Source organism: Sphingopyxis sp. MG (genome assembly GCF_002953155.1).
Classification (GTDB): Bacteria; Pseudomonadota; Alphaproteobacteria; order Sphingomonadales; family Sphingomonadaceae; genus Sphingopyxis; species Sphingopyxis granuli.
In genome coordinates this window covers 28,229-53,940 of the sequence record NZ_CP026382.1, presented here as the reverse complement: position 1 = coordinate 53,940, position 25,712 = coordinate 28,229, and the positions used below count along the sequence as shown (strand labels likewise).

Sequence of the window (25,712 nt, the reverse complement as noted above, 5' to 3'; positions counted from 1 at the left end):
AGTTTAGAGAAGGTCGGATGTCCATGCGGGTCGGCTATGCCAGGGTCAGCACAAGCGATCAGTCGCCCGAGCTTCAGCTTGAGGCTCTTCGTCGCGCCGGCTGCGAAAGGATCTTCACCGAAAAGGCGTCGGGCGCGCGCGACGATCGTCCGGAGCTGGCCCGCATCCTGAGCGACGTCCTTCGCGCCGGCGACACGCTCGTGGTCTGGAAGCTCGATCGGCTCGCCCGCTCGCTCAAGAAGCTGATCGCGACGGCCGAGGAACTGGAACGCGGGAAGATGGGCCTCGTGTCGCTGACCGAGAGCATCGACACGACCACGCCTGGCGGGATGCTGACCTTCCACGTCTTCGGCGCCATCGCCCAGTTCGAGCGTGCGTTGATCCGCGAGCGCACGACCGCCGGGTTGATCGAAGCGCGCCGGCAGGGCCGCAAGGGCGGTCGCCCGCCTGCGATGCGCGCAAGCGATGTGACGGCCGCGCGCGCGATGATGCGCGAGGGATCTCTGCCGGTGCGCGACATCGCCAAACGGATGGGCGTGTCGGTCGCCACCCTCTACCGCTACACCGGCAAACGTGGCGGGATCGAGGTGGTGCAGGAACCCGTCGCGGCACATGGCTGACAGCAGGAAGCGACCGCCCGGTGAGGCATTGGTCGATCTTCGCCGTCGATTGTCGCTCCTGTCTCCACGCGATCCTGGTCGCACCGAGATCATCGCCCGCGCGGCCGATGCCTATGGCATCTCGGTATGGACGATGTATCGGGCGCTGCGTGAGCTGAACCGGCCAAAGTCGGTTCGCCGTGCCGATCATGGCACTACGCGGATCGCGCCGCAGGCGGAGATGGAGCGCTACGCCGAGATCGTCGCGGCGCTGAAGATCAGGACGACGAACAAGAAGGGTCGGCACGTATCGACTGCGCGGGCCATCGAGTTTCTGGAGACCGATGGCGTCGAGACGCCCGATGGTCTGGTCAAGGTCGCACCCGGCCTCCTCAAGCGCGCGACCATCGATCGGCTGCTGCGCGCGTCGGGCCTCGATTATGGCCGCGTCGTTAGGCCGAGCGCGGCCGTGCGCTTCCAGGCCCGGCGCGCGAACGAGTTGTGGCATTTCGACATGAGCCCCTCTGACCTCAAACAGGTCGAGGCCCCGCTGTGGATCGAGCAGGGGCGCGGCAAGCCGACTCTGATGCTGTTCTCCGCCGTCGATGACTGCTCGGGCGTGGTGTATCAGGAATATCGCTGCGTCTATGGCGAGGACGCGGAATCCGCGCTGCGCTTCCTGTTCAATGCCTTTGCCGCCAAGCCCGAACCGGAGCTGCCGTTTCAGGGGCTTCCGGTCACGATCTATATGGACAATGGGCCGGTCAGCCGGTCGCGCGTGTTCCAGTCGGTGATGACCAGCCTTGGCATCCGCGCCCTCACGCACATGCCGCCCAAATCCGATGATCGTCACACCGCAGCCCGCGCCAAGGGCAAGGTCGAGCGGCCGTTCCGCACCATCAAGGAGGTGCATGAAACGCTCTACCACTTCCATAAGCCCAGGGATGAGGAGGAGGCCAATCTGTGGATCAGGCGCGCGCTCGTCACCTACAATAATGGCGACCACCGCTCCGAGCCGCACGCGCGCATCGAGCATTGGCTGCGGCATCTGCCCGCAGAGGGCGTGCGCGCCATGTGCTCCTGGGAACGGTTTTGCGCCTTCGCGCGCGAGCCGGAACGGCGCACGGTCGCCGGCGATGCGACCGTCTCGGTCGAAGGCGCCTCCTACGAAGTCGAACCTGAACTCGCCGGCGAGACAGTCACGCTGCTGTGGGGCCTGTTCGACCAACAGCTCTTCGTCGAGCATGACGGCAAGCGATATGGTCCCTTCGAGCCGTCGCGGGGCGCGGTGCCACTCTATCGCTACCGCAAATATCAGAAGAGCCGGGCCGAGGAACGTCTCGACAAGGTGGTGCGCCTCGCCGATCAGCTCGGCCTGCCACGCGCGACCGTGACGGGCGGCGATCGCCCCTTGCCGTCGCTTCCGCCATCCACCGCCAGCCTGATCGTTCGTCAGACGCCGTTCCCGGACCCTGTGGTCGAGACGGCGTTCCCGACCGGACTGTCGGCGCGCCAGGCCATCGCCGAGCAGATCAGGCGACCGCTCGGGTCGCTGCCCGAGCCTGATCGCGTTTTCATAGACACCCTGTTGGGTGAAACGCTCGACAAGACCATCATCGCCGGTCGTATTCGCGAGCGGTTCCAGGCGCGACGGGGGACAAGCTGATGCTCGCCGATGTTCAATCCAGCTATGGGCTGGCCCGGCCATTCCAGGGCGCCGGCAATTTCGAGACCGAGCATCAGCGCACCATCGTGCGCGAGATCTGTGCGGCGGTGCAGACCGGCAGACTGGTCGTCGTCTCGGGTCTTGTGGGATCGGGAAAGACCCACCTGTTGCGGCGTATCGAGGATGAACTGACCAGGGCCGGCAAGGTCGCCGTCGCCAAGTCGCTCGCGGTGGACAAGCGGCGCACGTCGCTTCCCTCGCTGATCGAGGCGCTGTTCTACGATCTGTCCCCCGGCGATCGCGCCCAGGTAAAGATCCCCAAGCAGGCCGAGCGGCGCGAGCGCGACCTTCGCGATCTCATGAAGAAGGGCAAGCGCCCGGTCGTGCTCGTCGTCGATGAGGCGCACGATCTCCACCACAAGACGCTGACCGGCCTCAAACGGCTCATGGAAGTGGTGGCGGACGCCGGCGTGCTGCTGTCGGTTCTGCTGGTCGGGCATCCCCGGTTGCGCAACGAACTGCGCCGCCCGCAGATGGAGGAGATCGGCTATCGCACCACGTCGTTCGACTATGAGGGCATTGGCGCCGATCGCCGAGACTATGTGTCGTGGCTGCTCGGGGCTTGCGCGGATGAAGGGGTCAAGGTCGCCGACCTGATGGAGGACGATGCGATCGACCTGATCGCCGATCGGCTGCGGACGCCGCTCCAGATCGAGATGCACCTGACCCTCGCGTTCGAACACGGCTTCCGGGTCGATGCCAGGCCCGTCACCGTCGAGATTGTCGAACAGGTGCTGTCGCGCGCGATCGACGATCTGGAGCCCACGTTGACGCGCAACGGCTACGACGCCAACGCGCTCGCCAGCCAGCTCAATGCCCGGCCTTCCGATGTCCGCGCATTTCTCGCTGGCACGCTTGACGCCGAACGCACGCAGGAGTTGACCGAACAACTGCGCGCCGCCGGGGTGCCATTGTAGCTTGTGCTTGTGTCGGAACCAGTCACAGGTAAGGCTCGCCGCCCTTTGTTATGGGAGTATCTGCATGAATATCGGTGAACTTGTTAAAGGTGTTGCTGCGGCGACGAGCACGAGCGAAGCCAGCGCCAAGGCGGCGATCACGGCGGTGTTCGACCAGATCGCCGACGCGGCCGCCAAGGGCGAAGAGGTGTCGATCCCCGGCTTCGGCAAGTTCGCCGTCAAGGATCGTCCCGAGCGCCAGGGCCGCAATCCGGCGACTGGCGAGGCGATGACGATCGCGGCGTCTAAAAAAGTGGCGTTCACCGCCGCCAAGGGGCTGAAGGACAAGCTCTGAGCCCAGCGCGCCGGCGAAGTTCCTCGCCGGCGCTGCCTCCTGGGAGCCGTCTCGCTTCATTGGCAGGTAATGTGAGCACGACGCTTCGTTTGCGAGCAGCGCCCGATAAGGGCGAGCACATTGGCAGCTAATTTGAGCAGCAATGCCCGGCCATTGTCAGATAATCCGAGCAGAAATCCGCTCCGTTGGCGAGCAGAGGATGCTACGTTGGCAAGCGCCTACACCTACCTGGCCCAGTCGGCCCGAAGCTGCGATTTTGGCCAGGTTGAAGAACGAACACTGAACGCTTGATTGATTCTACCAGGACCGTTGCTGACCACCGACCTCGTAGATATCGGCTTCCATGGAGCAATTGTAGCTCTCTGCGATGTTGAACATCTCGGAGAGGAGGCTTTGGATTTCCTCATCAAGGGAAATGCCATCCGGATCGGGGTCATAGGCGACGGTCAGTTTGTAATCACAATTGCCGTTTTTTACCATGGCGTAGTCGCGTTCCAGCATCGCCTCAATCCGCTCCCGAGCGGGTTTTCTACCTCTTCCACGCTTGTTGAAGTTCTCGATAATCAGATGCAGGGCGATGCTGGCAGTGGGCGGCTTTTCCGGCAGTTTGGTCTGTGACGGAATAATGTCGAGCGCCCGATAGACGGTCATTCGTGAGACCTTCAGGTCGCGGGCAACGCGGGCCTTGCTGGCGCCGGCGGCAAGGCGACGGCGGATTTCATCGTCATCGACGTTCTTCTTCCGGCCTTTGTAAACGCCTTCGGCGCGCGCCGCTTCGATCCCGGCGCGCTGACGATCCTTGATGAACTTCAGCTCCATATCGGCGACCATGCCGAGTATGGTGATGACCATTCGCCCCATGTCGCCCGCCGTCGTCACCTCTGGCTCAAGGATGCGCAGCGAAGCTCCCTTTTCATCAAGCTCATGCACCAGGTTCAGGACATCGCGCGTGGAGCGGCCGAGCCGGTCGAGCCGCAGCACGACCAGCTCGTCGCCGGTGTGCATAAACTGCATGATCGTTTCCAGTTCCGTGCGCCCGCTCCGCGAGGCCCCCGATCCGGTCTCGGAACGGATAATTTCGCAACCTGCATTCTTGAGGCGGCCAATCTGGATATCCAGATCCTGGTCCGTGGTGCTGACGCGGGCATATCCGATACGAGCCAAGTGCAAAATCCGTCACATTAGGGTGGCTCTTGCAGTGTATCGTCACATTGAGCGCAAACCCACCCTTTTGTGACAGACGAATGGTGTCACTCGGCCCTATCACTCTGGGGTGTACCCAAATGTTATAGGCCGATCAGCCGCCTCACGCTGCAAGCCGTCCAAAATCAATCCGGTCGTTCAGGTCGAGGTCGAAGCGGCCATAAGGGTTCACATGACTGTAGATCAACGGCGTGAGACCACGATAATCTTCCGGCGTCATCCGCCCCGCCCACTTCGGCTCAACCAGTACGGTCTGAAGCATGCGGGTGTTCACATACACCAGCGACGCTTGCAGGAGGTGTAGCGCCAGAACGGAGATTTCCTGCTCATGGATGCGGTTGGTGGCGATCTCGCCGCCCTTGCCGAAGAACACGAAACCATTAGCGCCGTTCCAGTTCTCAACCACATTCAGCCCTTCGTGGATCTCGCGGCGGAATGCCTCCTGACGCAAATACCGGCATAGGAAGATTGTTTTGACCGCGCGGCCGAGTTCACTCAGCGCCTTGTAGGTCGGGTGCATCACTTCGGCTCTGGCAAACCGGAGCAGGATCGCTTCCGGATCGGCGGTGCGCGATTGCATGGCAGCGGCATATTTGACCATTTCGTCATATTGTTGCTCGATCTCGTCCCAGTCGATCGGGCTGGAGAGGATCGGCAGTAAATTGGAAAGCCGCGTGCGCATGCCGGCTTGGGGAAGGGCCAGTTTCTGGCGTGCCACTGCTTTCAGCCGCGGGGCAAGCTCAAATCCAAGGAGTCGGCAGAACGCAAAGCCGACTGCGCTCTGGCCGTGGCTATCGACGTACTGGCGCTGGATTTCCATGTCGGTGCAATGGCGTAGCACGCCTTCGATCATGGAGGCGACCTCCGAGGAAGAGCACCGCTTGAGCTGGGAATAAACGCAGGTCGCGCGCTTCTCCACATGCCAGTAGATCATGACGCCACGGCCGCCATAGCGGGCGTGCCATTCCGTCATCAGGTTGCGGTCCCACGCGCCGAACTTCGTTGAATCGGACGCGCATGCCGTGCCCGCATCTCCCCATACTGCGGCATTGCGGATTGCCAGTGTCGCGTTTGCTACCCGCGCGCACGCCTCCCTCAGCGCTGGCGCGTGGATGAAACGGCGATGGACATGCAGCAATTCCTCGTAACTGACATCGGGTGTTGCGCCAGCGACCCGCTTGAGCCCGGCGTTCGTGCCCAAGCCATAGAGACACAGCAAAAGACGCTGAGCCAAGGCTGCTTTCGACAGGGTAACCCGCGAGGCCGACGTTTCGAAAGCATCCATCAATCCCGTGTCCAGAGCAGCCTCTTTCAACACGTCCAGCAGTCCGGTCATCGGCCAGCGCTGACCGATCTCGCTTTTGATCGAAGCGAGACCCTTCGGTTCGGGCAAGGGCTTGAACGGTGTAATCGATATCCGGTTGTCGCCGCGCCACAGGAGCCGGACCTTGTCGTTTTGTGGAATATTGGCATTGAGGAGCAACAGTTCCCGTTCAAGCTCCTCCCGGATCGAGGCGCAAAACGCCTGCGCATCTGGCGTCAGGCTGAGGCCGGAATAGTACGCATCTCGCCTGATCTCGAAGTCCTTGGGAAGATCGTCATCGGGATTGCGATAGCGATCCGCCCCGACCACCCAGATTTCTTTGGAGCGGATGCGGTCGCGCAGTTGCGTCAGGACGCAAAGCTCATAGCTGATCCGGTTTACCCGCCCATCGTCATCAATGACGGAACTGCGCCATCGCGCTGGAATCACCTCATCGATCGGAACATCCTGCAATGGCACGAAGCGGCATCCGCCATCCACCTTGCTCCTGATCCAGTCGAGGGCCGCCAGGACCGGCCGCCACACCGCGTTGTTCGACCGGAACTCAAGTACGGAAAGCAGGCTTGGCAGCATGCGCCGGTAATGATTGGCCCAGGAACCACGCATCACCTTGTAGATGCGCCGGTCCAGAGCGCCCTTCGCATGGCTCTCCTTGACGATCGCCGCCAGCTTGGCCTTACCGGCGATCGGGAAAATGACATCGCAGATGCGCCCCGATGGTTCATTGATCGAGGCGCTGGCGATCTCGACCAGCAGGCGCTCCTTTCCATAGACCCGCTCGATGTCTTTCGCGATATCGCCCACCACCTTGCGTTTCGAGCGCGTTCCGATCTTGTGAACGGTTTCGATCAGCAGGTCGATCATCGCGTCAGTGAGTTGCGCCTCCCGCGACATTAGATAAATCGCATAAAGGCCGAGCTGTCGCGCCGGCGCATGCCGGCGCATCTCCGAGGCCTTTTCACCGGCAACGCGGCGAACAATCTGATCGACCCATGGCTTGCCCGTAGCCGTCAGGAGATCATGGGGAAGATCAAGTCTCTGGATAAAGGCGAGTTTCTCGGTCACGTCGAGAATGTTGTCGAGCGTTGCCTGTCCGGCGTCACCCTTCATCCTGTTGAATCCGGTCGAGCTGTCCGGATCGGCAAGCGAGGCTTCCAATAACGCCACCGCATCTGACGAAAGCCGATCACTGGCTCCGATCAGCCAGGTGTCCAGATAATCTTGCCGTTGTGAGCGAACGACACGTTCAAGCTCCTTGCGCGACGGCCCATAAATACGCCGGTCCCGGCACCACAGGAAAACATGCTCAAGCATGGCATTGATCGACTGGCCGCCCGGGCACAGCTCGCCAGCAATCCATTCCGTCAATTGCGCGCGATCCACCCGCTTCATGCGGTGATATCCAAGATGGATCAGGATCTCCGCACAATGCCGTCGTGCTGTCCGACTGGAAAAGTCATAACCGGCTATCTCGCCAGCCTCGACACCGAGTTGCTCGGCCAGATACGAGAGGCCATCGGTAGGGATTGAGCCGGGATCGATCGCGAAAAACCCCAGGGAAGCGAAGAATTTCAGCTGCGCGGCGAGGCCAAGGCGCGTCAGGGCCGGCTTCGAATTTACAAAATCAATATCGGCAAAGCTCAGGCTCCATCGTCCGATCAAATCCCCGCCCGGAATACTCCGATCCATCAACCCACTCCCTATGATGGAGCGAACTGTCCTCTTCTATGATTTCCATCGTCAATACCGAATGCCACGTTCCCAAAACGTTCTCCGACTTGGCCAAAATCGCAGCTTGGGGCCGACTGGGCCTATTACGACCGCGATCTTGAATTTGGCAGCGCCGAACCGTGGAATCCCGATGCCACAACCCGCGTGCTCACCATTCTCCTAACCAGTGAATATTGAGGGAGGCCATCATGACCAAATCGCCCCCGGTTATCGAGCTTAGCTGGCGTGATGAGAATTATGGTTCCGTCTGCGCCGTCGCCGCTTTCCGCAACTATGCGGGCACACTGGATTGGAGCGACCGCACCCACCAGCGGTTTCGCGGATGCCTGAAACGTGCAGGCTTCGCGTTCCATTGGGGGCGATGCAGCTATATCGCCACCAGCGGCACCCGCGAAGAGAGGCAGCACGCCCTTTGTGACGAGCTGGCCCGCGCAGGATTCCAGATCGACAGCGGCGACGTGAGGGCAGAGGCATGAACCGCGAACGCCGCAAGCAGATCGCCGCCGCCCGCGTGCTGATCGACAAGGGCAAAGCCCTGTTGGATGAGGCGCGCGACATGCTTGAAACCGTCAAGGATGACGAACAGGCCGCCCGCGAGAATCTACCACCCAGCCTTGAGGACAGCGAACGTGCGCAGGCGATGGACGCCGCAGTTTCCGAACTGGAAAGCGCGATTTCAGCCCTTGAAGACTTCGACGCCGACGAGATCGGCACAAACCTCGACACCGCCAGCGAATAGGAAGGATTGACCATGCAACCCATGCGCCACCTAGATCGAGACACGCGCCGCGCCCGCCTTCTGGCGGCGCGCACGCGCCCCGTCGGCGGCATCAACCGGCGCGGCATCTTCACCGGCCATTGGGACGGCGGCGATGTTGTGCGCCAGTTTCGCGGCGACAACGGATCATGGATCGGCCTTGCCGCCTACAAGGCGAAAGAAGAGCCGGAGCCGCAGCCATGAAAATCAGCAACACGGCGAGCGCCGTTCGCGTCACCCTCTCGCCTACCGAGATCAGCGATTTGCAATTTGTGATCGAGGCGGCCGAGCGCGCGGGGCATTATATGCCCGCGCGCGTCCCCAACATCATGGCGGCGCTGACGCGCAGCGCCGACGATGTTCGGATGAAACAGGCGATGAAGCGGGCGGAAAAAGATCGCGTAACGCGGATCGAGCAGGACCGGCGCGCGCGCGAACGCCAATTCATGCTAGGCGACCGATACAGCGTCATGGCGAGCCGCGCCGACTACGCCGATGCGTCTTCCGATCCGGACGCGCGCCAATGGGTTGACCTAGTGTTTCATGAAATCATGCAGAGGCCGCTTCCCGATCAATACGAACTCCGGCGCGACGTGTGGCGTGTCCACGTTGTCCAACTGGACGGCGGCACGCTCGGCGCTGTTGTAGGCGGCGATTGCACTCAAACCGCCGACCCCGCCGAAATTGCTTCCGTAGCGGAGCAGCTGATCGCCCGCTTCGAGGGCAGAGCTTGACGCGCGTGGAGCGGTGGCAGCTGCCACCGCTCCAGAGAGATCTAGAATTTGGTGATGAGAGGCAGCAGCGCCGCCGCTTGGCTTCCCAGGACCGGCACCCAATAATTCGCGGCGCGGTAATCAGGGCCGTGATCGACCGCCATCACCCCAAAGACATATCCGATCATCGGCAGCGTCCACAGCAGACGCCCGCCCAGGTCCACGCCCATCAACACCAGCGCAACGCCGAGCACGGCCCAAAGCGGAATCAGTCGTTCCATGATTTCGCGATGACGGACTATTCGCCATGCGCTTTCCCGGTCATCGGCGCTAACCTGCGATACGAGGCCCATAGCTTCCCCTTTTCATCAACGGTCGCCGGCGATCATCCAATGGCTTCACGAAAATGTGAAGAGCGTTTCGCGCGCAGTGTCGTCAATCCGTTGTATAGCCTTCATCGAGCGAGGGCGAAGGACTGTGACAGCGGCCTTTCGCAAATCCTCTCGCTCAAAGGAGGTGATGTGATTTGACAGCATATGAAGCAGCTCAATTGACGATCGCAGCCGTCGCGCTCGTGATTGCAATTGTGAAGCTGGGGAAGTCCGATAAGGGCTGATCCAGCGGGGCGGGTGGTCTGACAGGGCCGCCCGCCCTAAAAGTTTGAACCCGCCGTGTGACAGCACGGCGGGTTCAGGTAGGTGCGTGAAATGAATCAGCACACGAAGCATTGCCTATATAGCCCTTTTCCCTTGCCAATCCAATAACCGGCGTGCGCGCGGCGCGTTCCCCTCCTGTTCCGTTTGGCGCATAAGCGCCCAATGGCCGCGAACTACAACCGCCCCAAGCCCATTGATCCTATCTGGTATCGGCAAGGCTGCTATCTGCGCATCCAGTGCGCTTGCGGTCGCCGCGTCGTCGCCCCGCTGGGCGACTTCGCCCGCTCACGCCGCATTTCTTTCGATACCCGCATATACGAACTCATCGCGCGGCTTCGGTGCAGCCAGTGCCGCCGCAAACCTTATGCGGACGTGTCGCGCAACCGCTCGGGCAATTAAACTGACGGAGGATCCGATTACTCGGATGCTTCCGGCGCTATCCGTTGGGCATGTCGCCGGCGACATGCCGCAGCGCCCGCTAGGTCGCCGCTATGCTATGACCTGGCGGGCGCTTTTCCTAGATTGAGGCGGCAATGCCGCCGCGCCCGCTGTTCGACTTCGGGGCCTGTTCCTGCCCCCTGCCGCAAGGGCTGGACCGTCTCGGCCGCTATGCGGCCTCGCTTGGCGATCAGGCGGGTTTCCCCGCCCTTCCTTCGCTTCGCTCCGTGCAGGACGGGTGATTCCCCTCCCCCCTGATCGGCCCTGATTTGCGGCATTCCCCGGCCCTGCTCGCCGCTGGGCAGAATTCGATGACCCGTCATCGCCTTCGGCTCCATTCTAGGCAGGGAAAACAGCACATGACCGACATTCCGCTGGCCACAATTCTTCGGATCAACGCCGCCCGCACCATCCCGCTCACTCGCTATGAGGAAGAGGGCAATTTCGACCGCTTTGGCTACATCAAAGACCTTGCCGAAAATCATGGCGCTGACCTTCCCGCTGTCATCGAGATTGCCGACCTACTAGGGCCGGAGGAAGATTTTGACGGCCTTGTGACCACCATCGAGGACGCCGCCGAGGGCTTCGGCTTTGGTGCTCTTATTGTCGGGGGGGCGTGAACATGGGCCAGGAGCTTATGACGCCCGCGCAGATCGCGGATATTTGCGACGGCCGAGACAAGGCCATAGCCCTTTGGCTCAGCCTCTATGACACCTACCATGCAACCCGCGACGAGGCGGCCCGCCTGGCCGAACTCGACGAGGTCCGCACCCGCATCGACGCGATGCGCCAGGGGCTGGCCGCGCTCGATCCCGCACTCGCCTTCATCGGCCGCCAGAAGGGTATGTTCTCGACCCTGCCGCTCGCCCCCGATCAGGTGAAGGCGATGCGCGAGGATCACGCCATCTACATGGCCGGTTCCGGCCGCATCAACATTGCGGGCCTCACCCCCGCCAAGCTTGCCCCGCTCGCCGCCGCCTTCGCGGCGGTTCGCTGACCGCATCTCACGGAGTTTCCCGATGGCCACCGCCGCGATCAAGACCCCCCTCCGCAACGCGCCCGACGACAATGTCGACTGGAAGCGCGTCGCTTATCTCGTCCATCTGTCGCGCGCGCTCGACAAGATGGAGGAAACCCGCCTCGTCCCCGAGAAGGAGGTGCTCTACCAGTTCTCCGCACGCGGCCATGACATGGGGCAGATCTTGCTCGGTTGCCGGCTCGACAATCCGCAGGACGCAAGTTGCGGCTATTATCGTTCGCGCCCGCTGCTGCTGGCGCTCGGTGTCGACGTCGCCGACGCGCTCGGCTCGGCGATGGGCCGCGCGGGTGGTTATTCGGACGGCCGCGACATCGGCGTGGTGTTCAATTTCCCCAATCCCAACGGCGCCTCGGCCCTGCCGATGTGCGGCGGCGTCGGCGCGCAGTACACGCCGACCGCCGGCTGGGCGCAGGCGATCGAGTATTACCGCACCGTCGTGAAGGACCCGGCCTATGACAAGGCGCTGGCCGTCGTGCTCGGCGGCGACGGATCGGTCGCGTCTAACGGCTTCTGGGCCGCGCTGACGATCGCGACGACGCAGAAGCTGCCGATGCTGTTCTACATCGAGGATAACGGCTTCGGCATCTCGGTCCCGTCGACCTTCCAGACGCCGGGCGGCAACATCGCCGCCAATCTGGCGAGCTGGAAGGGCCTGAAGATCTTCTCCGGCGACGGCACCGATCCGGCCGAGGCTGCGCGCCTCGTCGACGAGGCGACCGCCTATGTTCGCGACGAACGCGCGCCGGCGATGCTGCGCCTGACCGTGCCGCGCCTTCAGGGCCACAGCTTCCAGGACACCCAGACCTACAAGTCGCCCGAGTTCGTCGAGTCCGAATGGGCCCGCGATCCGCTGCCGAAGCTGAAGTCCTACCTCGTCCCCGCCGTGCTGAGCGACGCCGAGTGGGACAAGCTGGAACAGGACGCACAGGGTGCCGCCGAGGCCGCCTGTGTCGAGGCCAAGGCGCGCCCCGTCTCGTTGCCCGAAAGCGTGATGAAGAACGTCTTCTTCGAAGGCGAGATGCAGACCGAAGGCGGCATGGCGCTGCACGGCTATGTCGCGCCGGCCGCGACCGAGGAAGGCAGGCGCGCGCCGCCTTTGGGGCGCGCGCGTGATCGAAGCAATGGCCGAGCAGATCGACGCCGCCGCGCCGCTGATCGTTCTCGCAGGCCGCAACTATCGCGATCCCCTTTGGCCGCAGATCGAACGGCGCGCATCGGTTCCGATGGAGGGGCTTGGAATCGGTCAGCAGCTCGCTTGGTTGAGCGACAACTGAGAGCGAGAATTGTCGCGGTCCATGCGCAACTTCGCACGATGCGCTTGGGGGCATCTGTTTGTCGCGCCGCCCTTTCAATCTATCCAACGCCATTTGGCGTTGTGAGTTTGAGGATTATAGGCCCAGCAACGGCCCAAGCCCCCCGGTAGGGCCGCCCACTCTCGGCAAGCGCAAATGGCGTAGTTTGCGCTTGCCGGGAGACCAGTTGCCCTCTCTATATGGCAAGGTGACTGCCCTCTCACCGACAGCGCCCTTGTGGACCCAAGATCAGGCCATCGCCTATGAGGCGGCCCTTGAGGCCATCAACGACGTTATCGCCGGTTACAGTGAGCAGATCGCGCTCGAGCATGGTTGCGTAGCGCCGAACGCGGCGCGGATCGCTTGGCTCGAAATGCGGACGGATCAGGCATCGGCCACCGGCCATGCGCTCAATGTGGTGGATGATGAGAATGTCCGGCAAACGCTGCTGGAATACAGCGCGATCGTTCGGGCGCGAGACGGCGCAGGGTGAAGGTCCGCTCGATGGGCGGGCGTTAGTTTGTTAAATCCCCCCGTCAGTGTCTTCCTAGCATGAGGGCTGCACCAGGCCGCATCAAGGATCGGCGGTTCCCCCAATTTGCTGCGCAAATCGGCTCCCCCACCGCCCGCTAGCGCGGCCGCTTCGCGGTCCCTGATGCCCGCGCGCTCGAGCAGAAGGCGGAAGGCCGCAAGGTCAAGCTGACCCTCAACGGTCGCCGCAGCACCGTGACCTTCGATGCCGAAAAGGGTTCGATCCTCGAAAATGCGCGCGCCGCCGGCATGCCCGCCCCCTTCGCCTGCAAGGCGGGCGTCGACGTTGGCGCCGAGATCGGTCTACCCGCTGCGCTACGAGCAGGTCAGGAGCGCATCGAGTTAGTAGTCGTAGGGGCTCATTTAGAGGGACTCCCCCTCAACCCTCAGTTGCAAAGCCTCGGCGCCAATCTCGTAGATCGCACGCGCACTGCCGCCGACTACCGCCTCTTTGCCTTGCCCGATACGTCACCCCCCAAGCCCGGCCTTTCACGGGATCCCGGTTTTGTAGGGCCAGGCGTCGAAGTCGAAATCTGGTCTTTGGAGCCCGCCGCCTTCGGACGCTTCGTGGCGGCCATTCCGGCGCCATTGGGGATCGGAAAGATCTGCCTTTCCGATGGACGGCGAGTCAGTGGCTTCTTGTGCGAATCAAATGCCCTGAACGGCGCGAAAGACATCACCAAATGGGGCGGCTGGAGAAACTATCTCGCATCCGCTTCAATTCAGTGAGGATCTCGACGATGCATCCAATCTCTTTCCAGAAGGCCCGCCTCGCCGCTCTGGCTTTAAGCTTGGTCAGTGTGGCCGGCCCTGCTCATTCGGAGGGCATACTTGGCAAGACCACTGTCGCTTACCGGACCGTGAACGGCCACGACATCTTAGTTGATGTGCATCGCCCAAAAGGCGCCGACGTCCGGCCCGTCATTGTCTGGTTTCATGGCGGCGCCCTCATCATGGGCAATAGAGAAGCGATCATCCCGCAAATTGTTACGCTGGCGGAAGAGAAGGGATACGCTCTCGTCTCCTTTGATTACCGCTTGGCTCCGGAAACGAAGCTGCCCGCCATCAGCAGCGACATTGAAGCCGCATTCGCCTGGCTGGGAAGCGATGGTGCAAAACGTTTTCACCTGGACACCAAACGCATGATCGTCGCTGGGAATTCGGCTGGCGGGTATCTTACTTTGACGACAGGTTATCGGGTGAAGCCCAAGCCGCGAGCACTGGTTGCGCTTTACGGCTATGGTCGCTTGAACGCCGCGTGGTACTCTCAGCCAAACCTGTTCCCTGAGTACAATAAGACGAAAATCACCCGAGAAGAAGCTTCCGCTCAATCGGACGGAGGGGTGATTTCCGACAGCAGCAAACGCAAGGGCGATGCCGACACGATTTACCGATACTATCGGCAAAATGGCCTTTGGCCTCAAGAAGTGAGCGGGTTCCCTTCATCATCGATCGCCGAACTCATCGCCCAATATGAACCAGCGAAGAACGTCACGCGCGAATATCCACCGACTCTGCTGATGCACGGCACGGACGATCATGACGTGCCATATGAAGAATCCGCGAACATGGCGCTGCAGTTCGAAAAGCACGGTGTGCCCTACGTCCTCAAGACTATCGACAGGGGTGGCCACGGCTTTGGAGGTGGCAGCCCTGATCAAATTGAAGATGCCTATCGATCGATGCGCGACTTCATCGTTCGGTATCTTGACGGGGAATAGTGGCCGCTGGCTGGAAGGATCCAGATGGCGTCATGACGCCCGCAAGGTCGGTGACAAGAACCGCGCCGGGTTAGTCACAGTGATGCCTGCCAGCGTTTCCTGTGGGACGCCCTTCTCTCGTAGGAATGGGATCACTCTCAGTGGAATGAAGGCCATCCCGTCGGGGTTCACGCGATCCATCACGTCCATGATGTTGGTGACATAGCTCGAAAACCCGAACAGCCAGTCATTCGAAACGAGGATTTGTTTCATGTAGCCTTGGTCGATGAGCGCCTTGATCAAGAGAGCCCGTGTTTGCCACGAACGGATGCCCAGGAGGGCTGATGCACTCGCATTATCTTCTAGACCAATCGCACTGTGCGGGATGTGGTCTAGACCGATGAGGTATCCGCGCGCAGCGAGGGCGGTGAGATAGCTCAAATCGTCAGTATCATCGCTGTGACCAATACAAACCCGTGAGGGGCTCAAGCCTTCGGACTCAAAAATGGCGGCCTGCTGCTCACCATCGCGCTGACTTGCTGCCGTGTGAGTGGTTACCGGAACACCGGTGGCCAAGCTGGCCCGGGCGGCCGCCTTTAACACTAACTCCTGAAAGGGGGTCGCCTTGCCTGTGGTCGCGACCTTGATAATGCCCGCCCTAATTCCGGTGTCTTCGATGCCATATTGAATCTCACGCAGGAAGAACTGTGTGAGTTCCTCTACACTCCTCAATCGCATCGAAAGTGGCGGGTCGAACCACAAGCCGGTCGCCGCCACGATATGAACGTCGGCAGCCCGCGAAACCTCGGCCAATAAACTGACGTCGCGACCGATATCGAAAGTCGACACATCGACAATCGTTCGCACGCCAGCCGCTCTGGCGCGGCGCAATCCTCTCACAGCCTTTTCCGCTAGAGCTTTGCGGCTACCGAAGAACTCTGGCCAAGCACGCAAGAATCCTGCCGAGCTGCCGCAGATGTGCTCGTGAGTCAGTGTGAAACCCGCTTCAGAGATTGTGATAGGACCGCGCACGGTATTGATCCGATCGCCTGTGCCGATCGATCCAGCCACGCTCGCGCACCCAGCCAGGCCGCCGAGCAGAGTTCCTGCGGCGGCCGCAGACTTGAGCACAACCCTTCTCGTTTGCATGCTGCCCCCTTGCGATTGCTTACGACTCTGCTTGCAGCGACTGGTGCCGAGTCAGGCTGCAGATCTGAACCGGTTGTTTCTTTTACTGTTGACGCGTCAGATGTCAATGCCGGGGTAAAATTGTGCAAGATTCCGGTGTAAGAGTGTACCAGTTGGATTGAACAAAAAGCCTCTTGTCGAGGCGGTGCTTTCATCTGCTGTGCTGAACGGTCTGGAGCGTAGCGGAAGGCCGTTCAGCACAGCAGATGAGGGGTTTTCTGATCAGGTCATGGGGGGGGCACCTCCTCTTGCTGTGCGTGGTGGCTGTGCTTTTGCCGTTTCCGGCTGCTGGCAAGCCGATAGCTGCCCCCGTTCATCTCGAGGATATGGACATGGTGGGTCAACCGGTCGAGCAGGGCGCCGGTAAGCCGCTCGGATCCGAACACCGATGTCCATTCATCGAACGGCAGATTGCTGGTGATGAGCGTGCTGCCGCGTTCGTAGCGCTGGCTGAGCACCTCGAACAGCAGTTCACTGCCGACGGCGGTGAACGGGACATAACCCAGTTCATCAAGGATCAGCAGCTTGACTGAGGCGAGATGCTTTTGCAGCTGGCGCAACCGGCGCTCGTCTCTTGCCTCCATCAGCTCATGCACGAGGGCGGCGGCTGTAACGAAGGCGACGCTGTGTCCTTTCTGACAGGCCGCCAGGCCGAGCGCGAGCGCGACATGGGTCTTGCCGGTGCCGGAGGGCCCAAGGGCGATAATGTTGCTGCGCGTCGTAATCCATTCGCATCGCGCAAGCTCAACCACCAGCGGCTTGTTCAGCGAAGGCTGCGCGGCAAAATCGAACGTATCGAAGCTCTTGGTGTGCGGGAACCTGGCGAGCCGGATACGGCGTTCGACCATGCGCCGCTCCCGGTCGATCCGTTCCAACGGGACTGTCAGGATTTCCGTGTGCGGCCGGGCGGTTGATCATCAGGCCGCCATGGCTCTGATGAAACGTTCGCCGAAGATCACGGCAAATTGCGCCTTCGCCATGGTCCACTCACGTGGTGGCATCTTCCACTCTTTCTCCGACCGATTCAAGATCAGGTAGAGCAGCTTGGTGGCGGCCTCGTCGCTGGGGAAGTGTCCCCTGGCCCTGACAGCCCGCCTGAGCTTCGAGTTCAAAGCTTCGATGGCGTTCGTAGTGTAGATGATCCGGCGGACCTCGTCGGGGAACGCAAAAAACGGGATCACCTCGCCCCAGGCGCGCCGCCAGCTCTGGCCGATGGCGGGATAGCGCTGCCCCCAAGGGCCAGCCTCAAATGCTGTCAGCGCCTTTTCGGCGGCATCTGCGTCGGTGGCACGGTAAATCTCCTTGAGCGCGCTGGCGAGGTTCTTTCGGTCCTTCCAGGAGACGAAGTCCATCGAGTTGCGCAGCAGGTGAACGATGCAGGTCTGGACGATCGCATCGGGGAACACTGCGGTGATCGCATCGGGAAAGCCCTTCAGGCCGTCAACGACGGCCAGCAGGATGTCTTCAACGCCACGGTTGCGAAGCTCGTTCATCACCCGAAGCCAGAACTTGGCACCCTCATTCTGCTCGAGCCACAAGCCGAGCACCTCCTTTGCGCCGTCGGCGCGGACGCCCAGCGCAATGTGGATCGCCTTGTTGCGCACCATGCCCTCGTCGCGGATCTTGACCCGGATCGCGTCGAAGAAGACCAGCGGGTAAACCGGATCGAGCGGCCGCTGCTGCCAAGTGGCGACCTCATCGAGCACGGCGTCGGTCACCGTGCTAATCAAATCGGGTGAGACGTCGATGCCGTATAGATCGTGCAGGTGCCTGGTGATCTCGCGGGTGCTCATGCCGCGCGCGTACATCGACACGATCTTGTCGTCGAAGCCGGGAAAGCGGCGTTGATACTTGGCGATCAACTGCGGGTCGAAGCTCGACTGGCGATCGCGCGGCACGTCGATCGCCAACTTGCCGGTGTCGGTCATTACCGTCTTCCGACCGTAGCCGTTGCGCATGTTGCCGGCGCCGTCTTCGCCAGCGAGGTGGTGATCCATCTCCGCATTCAGGGCACGCTCTGTCAGCGCCTTCTTCAGCGAATCGAGCAGACCGCCCTGCTCGAAGGCGGCACTGGCAGCGCCGCCCGCCAAAAGCTGATCGAGAAGCTCATTCGGTATGGCAGGTTCTTTGCGTCGTGACATAGTGGGACTCCTTGTTGCCCATTATGCCCGGCCACACACGGAAATCCTGACAGTCCCCGTTCCAACTCGCACAGGCGCAGCAGATAGCCGGGATAATCGGTGCGGCTGCCCGCCGCTTCCATCGCCACCTTCTCATACTCGCGAGCGAAGGTCGGCAGCTTGAGCGCTTTCAAGTGGTTGCCCAGCAGGATCTGCGGCGGCACGCTGGTGCCCGTCTCCATTATGGCAGGCAGCGGTTGCATCACAGGGTCTGTCATGCTGATGCCCCCTTCATTGTCACGCGGTGGGCATCGGGTATCAGGCCCAGATAGGCGCGGGTATCGGTCACACCGACATTGGCGCGGGGCAGATAGGGATACAGGCTCATATCCAGCCTCGCGGGTCGGTGTTCCAGACGCGCAAGCAGGATCATCTTGACCGCATCAAAGCTGATCGCGCCCAGCTCCAGCGCACGGGCGACCGCCCACTCGACCAGCGACTGCTCATAATGTTCGCACAACCGCAGGACCTGGATGAAGGCACGCCGTCCTTCCTTGCCGCTTCTCGCTTCCATCAGCCGCCGCAGGCGGTGCACCGGTTCGGACAGGTGCCAGCCATCAAGCGGCGCGGCCTGATCCAGTGCGCCGGGCTTATGCTCGAGCAGGGCCAGATAGTGGAGCGGGTTGGCAATAAAATCCTCTCGCTCATAGCTGCGCACATGGCTGGCGATGCACGTGCCCCGACAGACGATGTCGACACGATCGACATAGCCCTTGATGACGACCTGCTGATGCGCGAACGCCGTGGGTACCGAGTAATCGTTGGTGCGATAGCGCACCAGCGCCATCGACGACGCGCAGCCGCTGACGATATGGCACGGATCGAACGCCACCTCCGGCAAGGGCATGAACGCGGCACTATCGGCTTCCATGCGCGCCGTGATGCTCTGGCTTTGTCCCCGCAATACCGCTGCACCGCGACGCCGGCATTGATCGGCAAAGCGGGCGTTCAGTTCTTCGATACTCGCCGCCGCCGGTATCGGCACCATGAAGTTGCGGCGCACATAGCCGACCAGTCCCTCGACCTTGCCCTTGTCGTTCCCCTTGCCGGGGCGACCGAACCGATCGTCGAACAGATAATGGCTCTGCAAGCCCGCAAACATCCGGCTGCGTTCGCGCCGTCCATCGCCAAGAATGCGCGCCACCGCAAGCCGGGTGTTATCGTACAGGAGGCTCTGTTGCAAAAATCGTGAAGCTTGAGCATGCTTGGCGGAGATTGGACGGACGGAACGATGACGGATTTCAAGTGGCGCCATTTCCAGGGTGATGTGATCCTGTGGGCGGTGCGCTGGTATTGTCGCTATCCGATCAGCTATCGCGACCTTGAGGAAATGCTGGCGGAACGCGGCATTTCGGTCGACCATACGACGATCTATCGCTGGGTCCAGTGCTACGCCCCGGAGATGGAGAAGCGGCTGCGCTGGTTCTGGCGGCGTGGCTTTGATCCGAGCTGGCGCCTGGATGAAACCTACGTCAAGGTGCGGGGCAAGTGGACCTACCTGTACCGGGCAGTCGACAAGCGGGGCGACACGATCGATTTCTACCTGTCGCCGACCCGCAGCGCCAAGGCAGCGAAGCGGTTCCTGGGCAAGGCCCTGCGAGGCCTGAAGCACTGGGAAAAGCCTGCCACGCTCAATACCGACAAAGCGCCGAGCTATGGTGCAGCGATCACCGAATTGAAGCGCGAAGGAAAGCTGGACCGGGAGACGGCCCACCGGCAGGTGAAGTATCTCAATAACGTGATCGAGGCCGATCACGGAAAGCTCAAGATACTGATCAAGCCGGTGCGCGGTTTCAAATCGATCCCCACGGCCTATGCCACGATCAAGGGATTCGAAGTCATGCGAGCCCTGCGCAAAGGACAGGCTCGCCCCTGGTGCCTGCAGCCCGGCATCAGGGGCGAGGTGCGCCTTGTGGAGAGAGCTTTTGGCATTGGGCCCTCGGCGCTGACGGAGGCCATGGGCATGCTCAACCACCATTTCGCAGCAGCCGCCTGATCGGCGCAGAGCGACAGCCTACCTCTGACTGCCGCCAATCTTTGCAACAGAGCCGTCGCGGCCATGTCGGCCTGGACGATCCCCATGCCGCGCCAGCCGACCCGGCCGGCAACCTCCGCGCGTTCCCGCATCGGGAAAGGGCTCACTTCGCTGAGATCGCCGGGAAAGGTGTTGCCCGCGATCGTCCAGTAGGAAGCGCAGAGTTCGATGTCGTCGATCGTCATGTACAAAGGTCTCCGTAAAAGGGAGCGCGAAGCGCCAATGAGAATGGGCAGCCGGTCAGCGCGCCGGCGCGAGGACGAAGTCCCAGTCGACCAGCAGGAAAGGGCAGGGCATGCCATAGTCCTGTGCGAGCGCGGGATCGTCGATCGTCCTGAATTCCGCGACCAGCTCACGCTTGACGCCGAACACCGCGTCCTCGGGCAGATAGGGGCAGTCGGGCGTGAAGATGTGCGTGATCACCTGCTCGAATCCCGGCGCGGTGACGATGAAATGCAGGTGCGCGGCGCGGTTGGGGTGTCGGTCGACGGCTTTGAGCAGCTTGCCGACCGGGCCGTCATAGGGGATCGGATAAAAGCGCGGCTTGACGGTCTGGAACCAGTAGCGTCCGTCCGCTTCGGCCGCGAACAGGCCCCGAAGATTATAGTCCGGCTGGATGCCCTTCTGCTGGACATCGTAGAAGCCGTCGTTATTCGTCTGCCAGACGTCGAGCGTGGCGCCGGCGATCGGGTTGCCCGCAATGTCGAGCACGCGGCCCCGCACCAGGGTCGGCGCCCCCTTGGCGTCGAGGCAGATGTTGGTGCCGTTGGCATAGTGCGGCGCACCTTCGACATAGAAGGGGCCAAGGATGGTGTTGGGGGTCGCGCCACTGGGGCGGCGATGGTTGATCGCATCGACCAGCATGGTCACGCCGAGCACATCGGAGAGAAGGATATATTCCTGCCGCCAGTCCGAGCAGATCTGCCCGGTCTCTGTCAGGAACCGGATCGCCGCGAACCATTCCTCGTGGGTGGGTTCGATTTCCTTGACCGCGGCATGAAGATGTTTGGTGATGACGGCCAGAACATCCTTCAGCCTGGGTTCGCCCGCCTCGCCCATGCGGGAGTTGACGACGTCGACCGATCTCTCTTCTTCGAAGTAAGCGCCATCGAAGGATTGATTTTCATTCATTCAAGCGTCTCTCCAATTTAGGTTGAGCGACTCTTCTGGTGGAGCGTCTTCGATCCACACTATATATTCCTGAAAAGTGATGAGAAGATCCGGAACGGGGAAACTCATTTGCAAATATCGGGAGAATGGCGCTGCCGAAATCGGTGCCATACCCAGCTCCTGCAAAGGCATGTTCCGGCGCAATTTCAGATACTAACGGGACTTCGTACAGGGACATGACGCTATCTTACCCCCTGCAAACCGAGTTCGACGGAAATTTGCTGCAGTGCGGGAAGATAATGATCGAGAAGCTGTTCAGGCGATACGCGCACCGACTGGGCGCCGACATTCAAGGCGCCCAAAAGCGTGCGGTCCCGGCCGAACACCGGCACGGCGATCGAGCGTAGCCCGATCTCGAGTTCCTGATCGACCAGCGCATAGCCCTGCTCCCGGACGGTCCGCAGAAGCGCCAGCAGCGCTTCGGGGTCGGTCACCGTGTCCGCTGTCCTGGCTGTCAGGACGGTGCGGTCGAGATAGGCCTTCTGCTCGGCGGGCGAGGCATGCGCCAGGAGCACGCGCCCCATCGATGTGCAGTAGAGCGGCAGCCGGCTGCCGACTCTGAGCGCGATCGACATGATCCGTGAGGCTTCGGCGCGCGCGAGATAACAGACCTCGTCGCCATCGCGGATGCCGAGTGAACAGGATTCGCCAAGATCAGCAGCGGCGCGGGCGAGAAGCGGCTGCGCCACCGTCGCCAGTGCGTCCGAGGACAGAAACGCATAGCCCAGCCGAAGTACGCGCGGCAGCAGCATGAAATGAGAGCCCCTGGCCTCGGCAAAGCCGAGACATTGCAGCGTGTGCAGGCAGCGGCGCACCGATCCCCGGCTGAGCCCTGTCAACTGGCTCGCGCGCGCGATCGACAGCGGGCCTTGCTCCTCAGCGAAGCATTGAAGGACCGTGAGCCCGCGCGACAGCGAGGTCATGAACTCGGGATCGGCCTTCGCGCCGATATCGTCCAATTTCGAGAGACCTTCCAAAGTCTCCAGTGACGCGTCCATGCAACCTCCTGTTCGATTATCGGATCAACTGGACAATAATCGACGTTGACAGGAATCGGAAGTGGAGAGCACAATGGTCGATATTCGTATCAATATCCGATAATCGGACATGTCTCTCATCCAGGCGAAAGGGAGGATCAGGTGATCGACAAGAGTTTTGCCACGCCGGCTTTGGCGGTAGGCGACATTTTCGATGGCGCGTCGGTCATGATCGGCGGGTTCGGGACCGCGGGCATGCCGGACCAGCTCATCGATGCGCTGATCGCCCATGGCGCGCGCGACCTTACCGTCATCAACAACAATGCCGGTAACGGCGAGACCGGGCTTGCCGCGCTGCTCAAGGCGGGGCGGGTGAAGAAGATCATCTGCTCGTTTCCGCGTCAGGCGGATTCGCACCATTTCGACGCGCTCTACCGCGCCGGCGAGATCGAGCTTGAGCTGGTGCCGCAGGGCAACCTGGCCGCGCGCATCCATGCCGCGGGCTCGGGTCTCGGCGCGATCTTCACGCCGACCGGCTATGGCACGCAACTTGCCGAGGGCAAGGAAACCCGCGAGATCGACGGCAAGCACTATGTGCTCGAATATCCGATCCACGCCGACTTCGCCCTGATCAAGGCGCAGGCCGGCGACCGCTGGGGCAACCTCGTCTACCGCAAGACCGCCCGCAACTTCGGCCCCATCATGGCGATGGCCGCCAAATGCACGATCGCCCAGGTGAACGAGATCGCGGCGCTCGGCGCTCTCGATCCCGAGGCGGTCGTCACCCCCGGCATCTTCGTGCAGCGGGTCGTGCAGGCGGCCATGCCCACCGTCCTTGCCGATGCAGCCTGAAGGGAACCGCCGATGAACCGCATGAATCGTGAGGACATGGCCCGGCGGGTCGCCCGTGACATAGCCGAGGGCGCCTATGTCAATCTGGGCATCGGCCTGCCGACCCGGGTCGCCGACTATCTCCCCGCCGACAAGGAGATATTCCTGCAGAGCGAGAACGGGCTGCTTGGCATGGGTCCGGCGCCTGCACCGGGAGACGAAGATCCGGAGCTGATCAACGCGGGCAAGCAGCCGGTGACGCTGCTGCCGGGAGGCTGTTTCTTCCACCATGCCGACAGCTTTGCGATGATGCGCGGCGGCCATCTCGACATCTGCGTGCTGGGTGCCTTTCAGGTCGGCGTGAATGGCGATCTCGCCAACTGGCACACCGGTGCGCCCGATGCCGTCCCGGCGGTCGGCGGGGCGATGGATCTCGCTATCGGCGCCAAGCAGGTGTTCGTGATGATGGAGCTGCTCACCAAGTCGGGCACGAGCAAGCTGGTGAACGCCTGTACCTATCCGCTCACCGGGCTTGGCTGCGTATCGCGCGTCTACACCGATCTCGCCGTCTTCGACGTGGGCCCCTCGGGGGCGGCCGTAGTCGAGATGGTAGATGGGCTCACGCTCGAGGCGTTGCGCGGTCTGACAGGCCTCCAGATAGATATGGCCGCGACGCCGGCCGCCGTCTGACAGAATAGGATAATCGACATGACTGACGCTTTCATCTGCGATGCCGTTCGCACGCCGATCGGCCGCTATGGCGGGATACTTGCCGGTGTTCGGGCCGACGATCTGGGAGCGCTGCCGATCGCGCAACTGCTGGCGCGCAATCCCGGCCTCGATCCGGCCGCGATCGAAGAGGTGTTCTACGGTTGCGCCAACCAGTCGGGCGAGGACAATCGCAATGTCGCTCGGATGAGCCTGCTGCTCGCCGGGCTGCCGTCATCCGTGCCCGGGGTGACGCTAAACCGGCTATGTGCCTCCGGCCTGGAGGCGGTCGGCGCCGCGGCGCGCGCGATCCGCACGGGTGAGATGTCTCTGGCGATCGCAGGCGGCGTCGAATCGATGACGCGCGCGCCCTATGTCATGGGTAAGGCTGGCGCCGCCTTCGGGCGGGGGCAGACGCTTGAGGACACCACCATGGGGTGGCGTTTCGTCAATCCAAGGCTGGCGAAGCTTTACGGTGTCGAGGCAATGCCCCGGACCGGCGAGAATGTGGCCGAAGATTACAAGATATCCCGCCTCGACCAGGATGCTTTTGCCGCGCGCAGCCAGCACCGCGCTGTGGTCGCGCAAGGCAATGGCTTCTTCTCTTCGGAGATCATTCCCGTCACCGTGCCAGGTCGCAAGAAAGGCGAGACGATGGAGGTGTCGGTGGATGAGCATCCCCGCGCCGACACGACGGCAGATCTGCTCGCGACCCTGAAACCCTTGTTCGGGCCCGAGGGTACGGTCACCGCCGGCAATGCGTCGGGGATCAATGATGGCGCCGCCGCCATGATCATCGCCAGCGAGGCGGCAGCGAAATATTACGGCCTTGTCCCGCGCGCCCGCATCCTCGGCATGGCGGCGGCGGGCGTGGAACCGAGGGTGATGGGGATCGGCCCGGTAGCGGCAACGCGCAAACTGATGACACGCCTCGGACTGGAGATCGTTGATTTTGACGCGATCGAGCTCAACGAGGCGTTCGCCAGCCAGTCGCTTGCGGTGTTGCGTGAACTCGGTCTCCCCGATGACGCTCCGCATGTGAACGCCAATGGCGGCGCGATCGCGCTGGGCCATCCGCTCGGCATGAGCGGTGCGCGCCTGGCTCTCACGCTCACCCATCAATTGGAGAAGCACGGCGGCAAACTCGGTCTCGCCACCCTGTGCATCGGAGTGGGGATGGGGCTGGCTCTGGCTGTCGAGCGCGTATGATGCATCACCGTCCGTGTTGGCTGGCTAAACCACTCTCAGATGATGACCGGCGCAGCCGTTCTGGGTGGCGTTCTTCTCGTTCGACATGCGGCAGTCGCTACGAGCAATGCGTTCGATCCCTCTATCATTAACAAGGCGGCATTCGGGATCGTGCCCCGCGGGGTGGTGTAACGGCGCGGTTCATCGGTAGAGAATCGGCCTGATTAGGCGGACACGACGGACAGCTAAAATAGCGGACTGTCGCTAACAGGGGCGAGACTTTCGAGCCTCGTGTATCTTCGGGATATGGCGCATTCGTCGTGCTCTTCAGCTTCTCTCTCAGGCGTTGAAGCTTCCGGAAAATCCGGGGCGGTTCACGCCTAGGATGTCTTTATGCCGCGCGACGCCATCACGGTCCAGGTCGAGAAGGGATGGATCACGTTGACCGGCGAAGTCGACTGGCACTATCAGAAGG

26 protein-coding genes and 5 pseudogenes are annotated in these 25,712 nt (G+C 62.0%); 21 read left to right on the top strand and 10 right to left on the bottom strand.

Going from position 1 to position 25,712, the window contains the following annotated elements; genetic code table 11:
- Nucleotides 1-23 precede the first annotated feature (23 nt).
- The 4 genes from C3E99_RS19500 to C3E99_RS19485 all read left to right on the top strand — a co-directional run bounded on the left by C3E99_RS19500 (nucleotide 24) and on the right by C3E99_RS19485 (nucleotide 3,576).
- Nucleotides 24-620 carry a recombinase family protein gene (locus C3E99_RS19500; RefSeq protein ID WP_104960474.1) on the top strand — a complete coding sequence of 199 codons (597 nt, stop codon included), beginning with the start codon at nucleotides 24-26 and terminating at the stop codon, nucleotides 618-620.
- Entirely contained in the window at nucleotides 613-2,265 is a 1,653-nt protein-coding gene (locus C3E99_RS19495) for a DDE-type integrase/transposase/recombinase (RefSeq protein WP_104960473.1), read from the top strand. The genes C3E99_RS19500 and C3E99_RS19495 overlap by 8 nt, the downstream gene beginning before the upstream one ends.
- Nucleotides 2,265-3,242, top strand: a complete 978-nt coding sequence (locus C3E99_RS19490) for an ExeA family protein (RefSeq protein WP_104960472.1) — start codon at nucleotides 2,265-2,267, stop codon at nucleotides 3,240-3,242. Before C3E99_RS19495 ends, C3E99_RS19490 begins: the two co-directional genes overlap by 1 nt.
- Nucleotides 3,243-3,306: 64 nt before the next feature.
- A complete protein-coding gene (locus C3E99_RS19485; RefSeq protein WP_104960471.1) occupies nucleotides 3,307-3,576 on the top strand; it encodes an HU family DNA-binding protein in 270 nt (89 codons plus the stop codon).
- Between the two features lie 297 nt (nucleotides 3,577-3,873).
- On the opposite strand, the gene C3E99_RS19480 is transcribed toward C3E99_RS19485, so the two are convergent.
- Both C3E99_RS19480 and C3E99_RS19475 read right to left on the bottom strand, forming a co-directional pair.
- Nucleotides 3,874-4,740: a recombinase family protein gene (locus C3E99_RS19480; RefSeq protein ID WP_006953933.1), complete on the bottom strand. Its 867-nt coding sequence runs from the start codon at nucleotides 4,738-4,740 to the stop codon at nucleotides 3,874-3,876.
- A gap of 142 nt (nucleotides 4,741-4,882) precedes the next feature.
- Entirely contained in the window at nucleotides 4,883-7,792 is a 2,910-nt protein-coding gene (locus C3E99_RS19475) for a Tn3 family transposase (protein ID WP_021224283.1), read from the bottom strand.
- 123 nt (nucleotides 7,793-7,915) lie between these two features.
- On the opposite strand from C3E99_RS19475, the pseudogene C3E99_RS19935 reads away from it, so the two are divergent.
- From C3E99_RS19935 to C3E99_RS19450, 5 genes and pseudogenes are all read left to right on the top strand, one after another.
- Nucleotides 7,916-8,011, top strand: a pseudogene (locus tag C3E99_RS19935) (DUF3768 domain-containing protein); the annotation flags it as partial.
- An 11-nt stretch (nucleotides 8,012-8,022) separates the two neighbouring features.
- Entirely contained in the window at nucleotides 8,023-8,310 is a 288-nt protein-coding gene (locus C3E99_RS19465) for a hypothetical protein (protein WP_030541545.1), read from the top strand.
- Nucleotides 8,307-8,573 (top strand): hypothetical protein, encoded by a 267-nt coding sequence (locus C3E99_RS19460; RefSeq protein WP_008831641.1) that lies wholly within the window; start codon nucleotides 8,307-8,309, stop codon nucleotides 8,571-8,573. The genes C3E99_RS19465 and C3E99_RS19460 overlap by 4 nt, the downstream gene beginning before the upstream one ends.
- Before the next feature lie 12 nt (nucleotides 8,574-8,585).
- The gene (locus C3E99_RS19455; RefSeq protein WP_004213310.1) at nucleotides 8,586-8,795 is read left to right on the top strand and encodes a hypothetical protein; all 210 of its coding nucleotides are present in this window, start codon (nucleotides 8,586-8,588) and stop codon (nucleotides 8,793-8,795) included.
- A complete protein-coding gene (locus tag C3E99_RS19450) occupies nucleotides 8,792-9,325 on the top strand; it encodes a hypothetical protein (protein WP_037520606.1) in 534 nt (177 codons plus the stop codon). The genes C3E99_RS19455 and C3E99_RS19450 overlap by 4 nt, the downstream gene beginning before the upstream one ends.
- A gap of 41 nt (nucleotides 9,326-9,366) precedes the next feature.
- Here C3E99_RS19450 and C3E99_RS19445 read toward each other — a convergent pair whose 3' ends face one another.
- Nucleotides 9,367-9,657 carry a hypothetical protein gene (locus C3E99_RS19445; protein WP_008831821.1) on the bottom strand — a complete coding sequence of 97 codons (291 nt, stop codon included), beginning with the start codon at nucleotides 9,655-9,657 and terminating at the stop codon, nucleotides 9,367-9,369.
- A gap of 465 nt (nucleotides 9,658-10,122) precedes the next feature.
- On the opposite strand from C3E99_RS19445, the gene C3E99_RS19440 reads away from it, so the two are divergent.
- The 8 genes and pseudogenes from C3E99_RS19440 to C3E99_RS19405 all read left to right on the top strand — a co-directional run bounded on the left by C3E99_RS19440 (nucleotide 10,123) and on the right by C3E99_RS19405 (nucleotide 14,981).
- Nucleotides 10,123-10,359: a hypothetical protein gene (locus C3E99_RS19440; protein WP_008831822.1), complete on the top strand. Its 237-nt coding sequence runs from the start codon at nucleotides 10,123-10,125 to the stop codon at nucleotides 10,357-10,359.
- Nucleotides 10,360-10,757: 398 nt separating this feature from the next.
- Nucleotides 10,758-11,018 (top strand): hypothetical protein, encoded by a 261-nt coding sequence (locus tag C3E99_RS19435; protein WP_008831823.1) that lies wholly within the window; start codon nucleotides 10,758-10,760, stop codon nucleotides 11,016-11,018.
- 2 nt (nucleotides 11,019-11,020) lie between these two features.
- Nucleotides 11,021-11,395, top strand: coding sequence for an aminotransferase class I/II-fold pyridoxal phosphate-dependent enzyme (locus tag C3E99_RS19430; protein ID WP_234002707.1), 375 nt, complete (start codon nucleotides 11,021-11,023; stop codon nucleotides 11,393-11,395).
- A gap of 22 nt (nucleotides 11,396-11,417) precedes the next feature.
- Nucleotides 11,418-12,515: pseudogene (locus C3E99_RS19425) on the top strand (thiamine pyrophosphate-dependent dehydrogenase E1 component subunit alpha); the annotation flags it as partial.
- Nucleotides 12,514-12,711, top strand: a pseudogene (locus C3E99_RS20210) (DUF6884 domain-containing protein); the annotation flags it as partial. The pseudogenes C3E99_RS19425 and C3E99_RS20210, both read left to right, overlap by 2 nt.
- Nucleotides 12,712-12,964: 253 nt before the next feature.
- Nucleotides 12,965-13,222, top strand: coding sequence for a hypothetical protein (locus tag C3E99_RS19415; protein WP_008831892.1), 258 nt, complete (start codon nucleotides 12,965-12,967; stop codon nucleotides 13,220-13,222).
- Nucleotides 13,223-13,455: 233 nt separating this feature from the next.
- Nucleotides 13,456-13,989: an allophanate hydrolase-related protein gene (locus C3E99_RS19410; RefSeq protein WP_442800485.1), complete on the top strand. Its 534-nt coding sequence runs from the start codon at nucleotides 13,456-13,458 to the stop codon at nucleotides 13,987-13,989.
- Between the two features lie 11 nt (nucleotides 13,990-14,000).
- Nucleotides 14,001-14,981: an alpha/beta hydrolase gene (locus tag C3E99_RS19405; RefSeq protein WP_158682384.1), complete on the top strand. Its 981-nt coding sequence runs from the start codon at nucleotides 14,001-14,003 to the stop codon at nucleotides 14,979-14,981.
- A gap of 30 nt (nucleotides 14,982-15,011) precedes the next feature.
- Here the strand turns inward: C3E99_RS19405 and opdA are convergent, their stop codons facing one another.
- The 5 genes and pseudogenes from opdA to istA all read right to left on the bottom strand — a co-directional run.
- Entirely contained in the window at nucleotides 15,012-16,109 is a 1,098-nt protein-coding gene (gene opdA, locus C3E99_RS19400) for an organophosphate hydrolase OPH (RefSeq protein ID WP_015063462.1), read from the bottom strand.
- Nucleotides 16,110-16,375: 266 nt separating this feature from the next.
- A pseudogene (gene istB / locus C3E99_RS19395) lies at nucleotides 16,376-17,023 on the bottom strand (IS21-like element helper ATPase IstB); the annotation flags it as partial.
- Between the two features lie 42 nt (nucleotides 17,024-17,065).
- The gene (locus C3E99_RS19390; protein WP_014082638.1) at nucleotides 17,066-18,289 is read right to left on the bottom strand and encodes an IS256-like element ISSpwi2 family transposase; all 1,224 of its coding nucleotides are present in this window, start codon (nucleotides 18,287-18,289) and stop codon (nucleotides 17,066-17,068) included.
- On the bottom strand, nucleotides 18,181-18,546 hold the full coding sequence (locus tag C3E99_RS20305) for a hypothetical protein (protein ID WP_324787750.1): 366 nt from the start codon (nucleotides 18,544-18,546) through the stop codon (nucleotides 18,181-18,183). Before C3E99_RS20305 ends, C3E99_RS19390 begins: the two co-directional genes overlap by 109 nt.
- A pseudogene (gene istA / locus C3E99_RS19380) lies at nucleotides 18,543-19,499 on the bottom strand (IS21-like element ISFlsp1 family transposase); the annotation flags it as partial. The gene C3E99_RS20305 and the pseudogene istA, both read right to left, overlap by 4 nt.
- A 60-nt stretch (nucleotides 19,500-19,559) precedes the next feature.
- On the opposite strand from istA, the gene C3E99_RS19370 reads away from it, so the two are divergent.
- Nucleotides 19,560-20,324, top strand: a complete 765-nt coding sequence (locus C3E99_RS19370) for an IS6-like element IS6100 family transposase (protein ID WP_001389365.1) — start codon at nucleotides 19,560-19,562, stop codon at nucleotides 20,322-20,324.
- A 279-nt stretch (nucleotides 20,325-20,603) separates the two neighbouring features.
- On the opposite strand, the gene C3E99_RS19360 is transcribed toward C3E99_RS19370, so the two are convergent.
- Together C3E99_RS19360 and C3E99_RS19355 are read right to left on the bottom strand one after the other, a co-directional pair.
- Nucleotides 20,604-21,494 (bottom strand): intradiol ring-cleavage dioxygenase, encoded by an 891-nt coding sequence (locus tag C3E99_RS19360; RefSeq protein ID WP_104960469.1) that lies wholly within the window; start codon nucleotides 21,492-21,494, stop codon nucleotides 20,604-20,606.
- A gap of 221 nt (nucleotides 21,495-21,715) precedes the next feature.
- Entirely contained in the window at nucleotides 21,716-22,531 is an 816-nt protein-coding gene (locus C3E99_RS19355) for an IclR family transcriptional regulator domain-containing protein (protein ID WP_104960468.1), read from the bottom strand.
- 141 nt (nucleotides 22,532-22,672) lie between these two features.
- Here C3E99_RS19355 and C3E99_RS19350 point away from each other — a divergent pair, with 141 nt between their 5' ends.
- Genes C3E99_RS19350 through pcaF form a run of 3 tightly spaced genes read left to right on the top strand, consistent with a single transcriptional unit; the run spans nucleotide 22,673 to nucleotide 25,258 of the window.
- A complete protein-coding gene (locus C3E99_RS19350) occupies nucleotides 22,673-23,362 on the top strand; it encodes a 3-oxoacid CoA-transferase subunit A (RefSeq protein ID WP_104960467.1) in 690 nt (229 codons plus the stop codon).
- A 12-nt stretch (nucleotides 23,363-23,374) separates the two neighbouring features.
- Complete coding sequence (locus tag C3E99_RS19345; protein WP_104960466.1) at nucleotides 23,375-24,031, top strand: 3-oxoacid CoA-transferase subunit B; 657 nt, start codon at nucleotides 23,375-23,377, stop codon at nucleotides 24,029-24,031.
- An 18-nt stretch (nucleotides 24,032-24,049) separates the two neighbouring features.
- Nucleotides 24,050-25,258: a 3-oxoadipyl-CoA thiolase gene (gene pcaF / locus C3E99_RS19340; protein ID WP_104960465.1), complete on the top strand. Its 1,209-nt coding sequence runs from the start codon at nucleotides 24,050-24,052 to the stop codon at nucleotides 25,256-25,258.
- Nucleotides 25,259-25,712 lie beyond the last annotated feature (454 nt).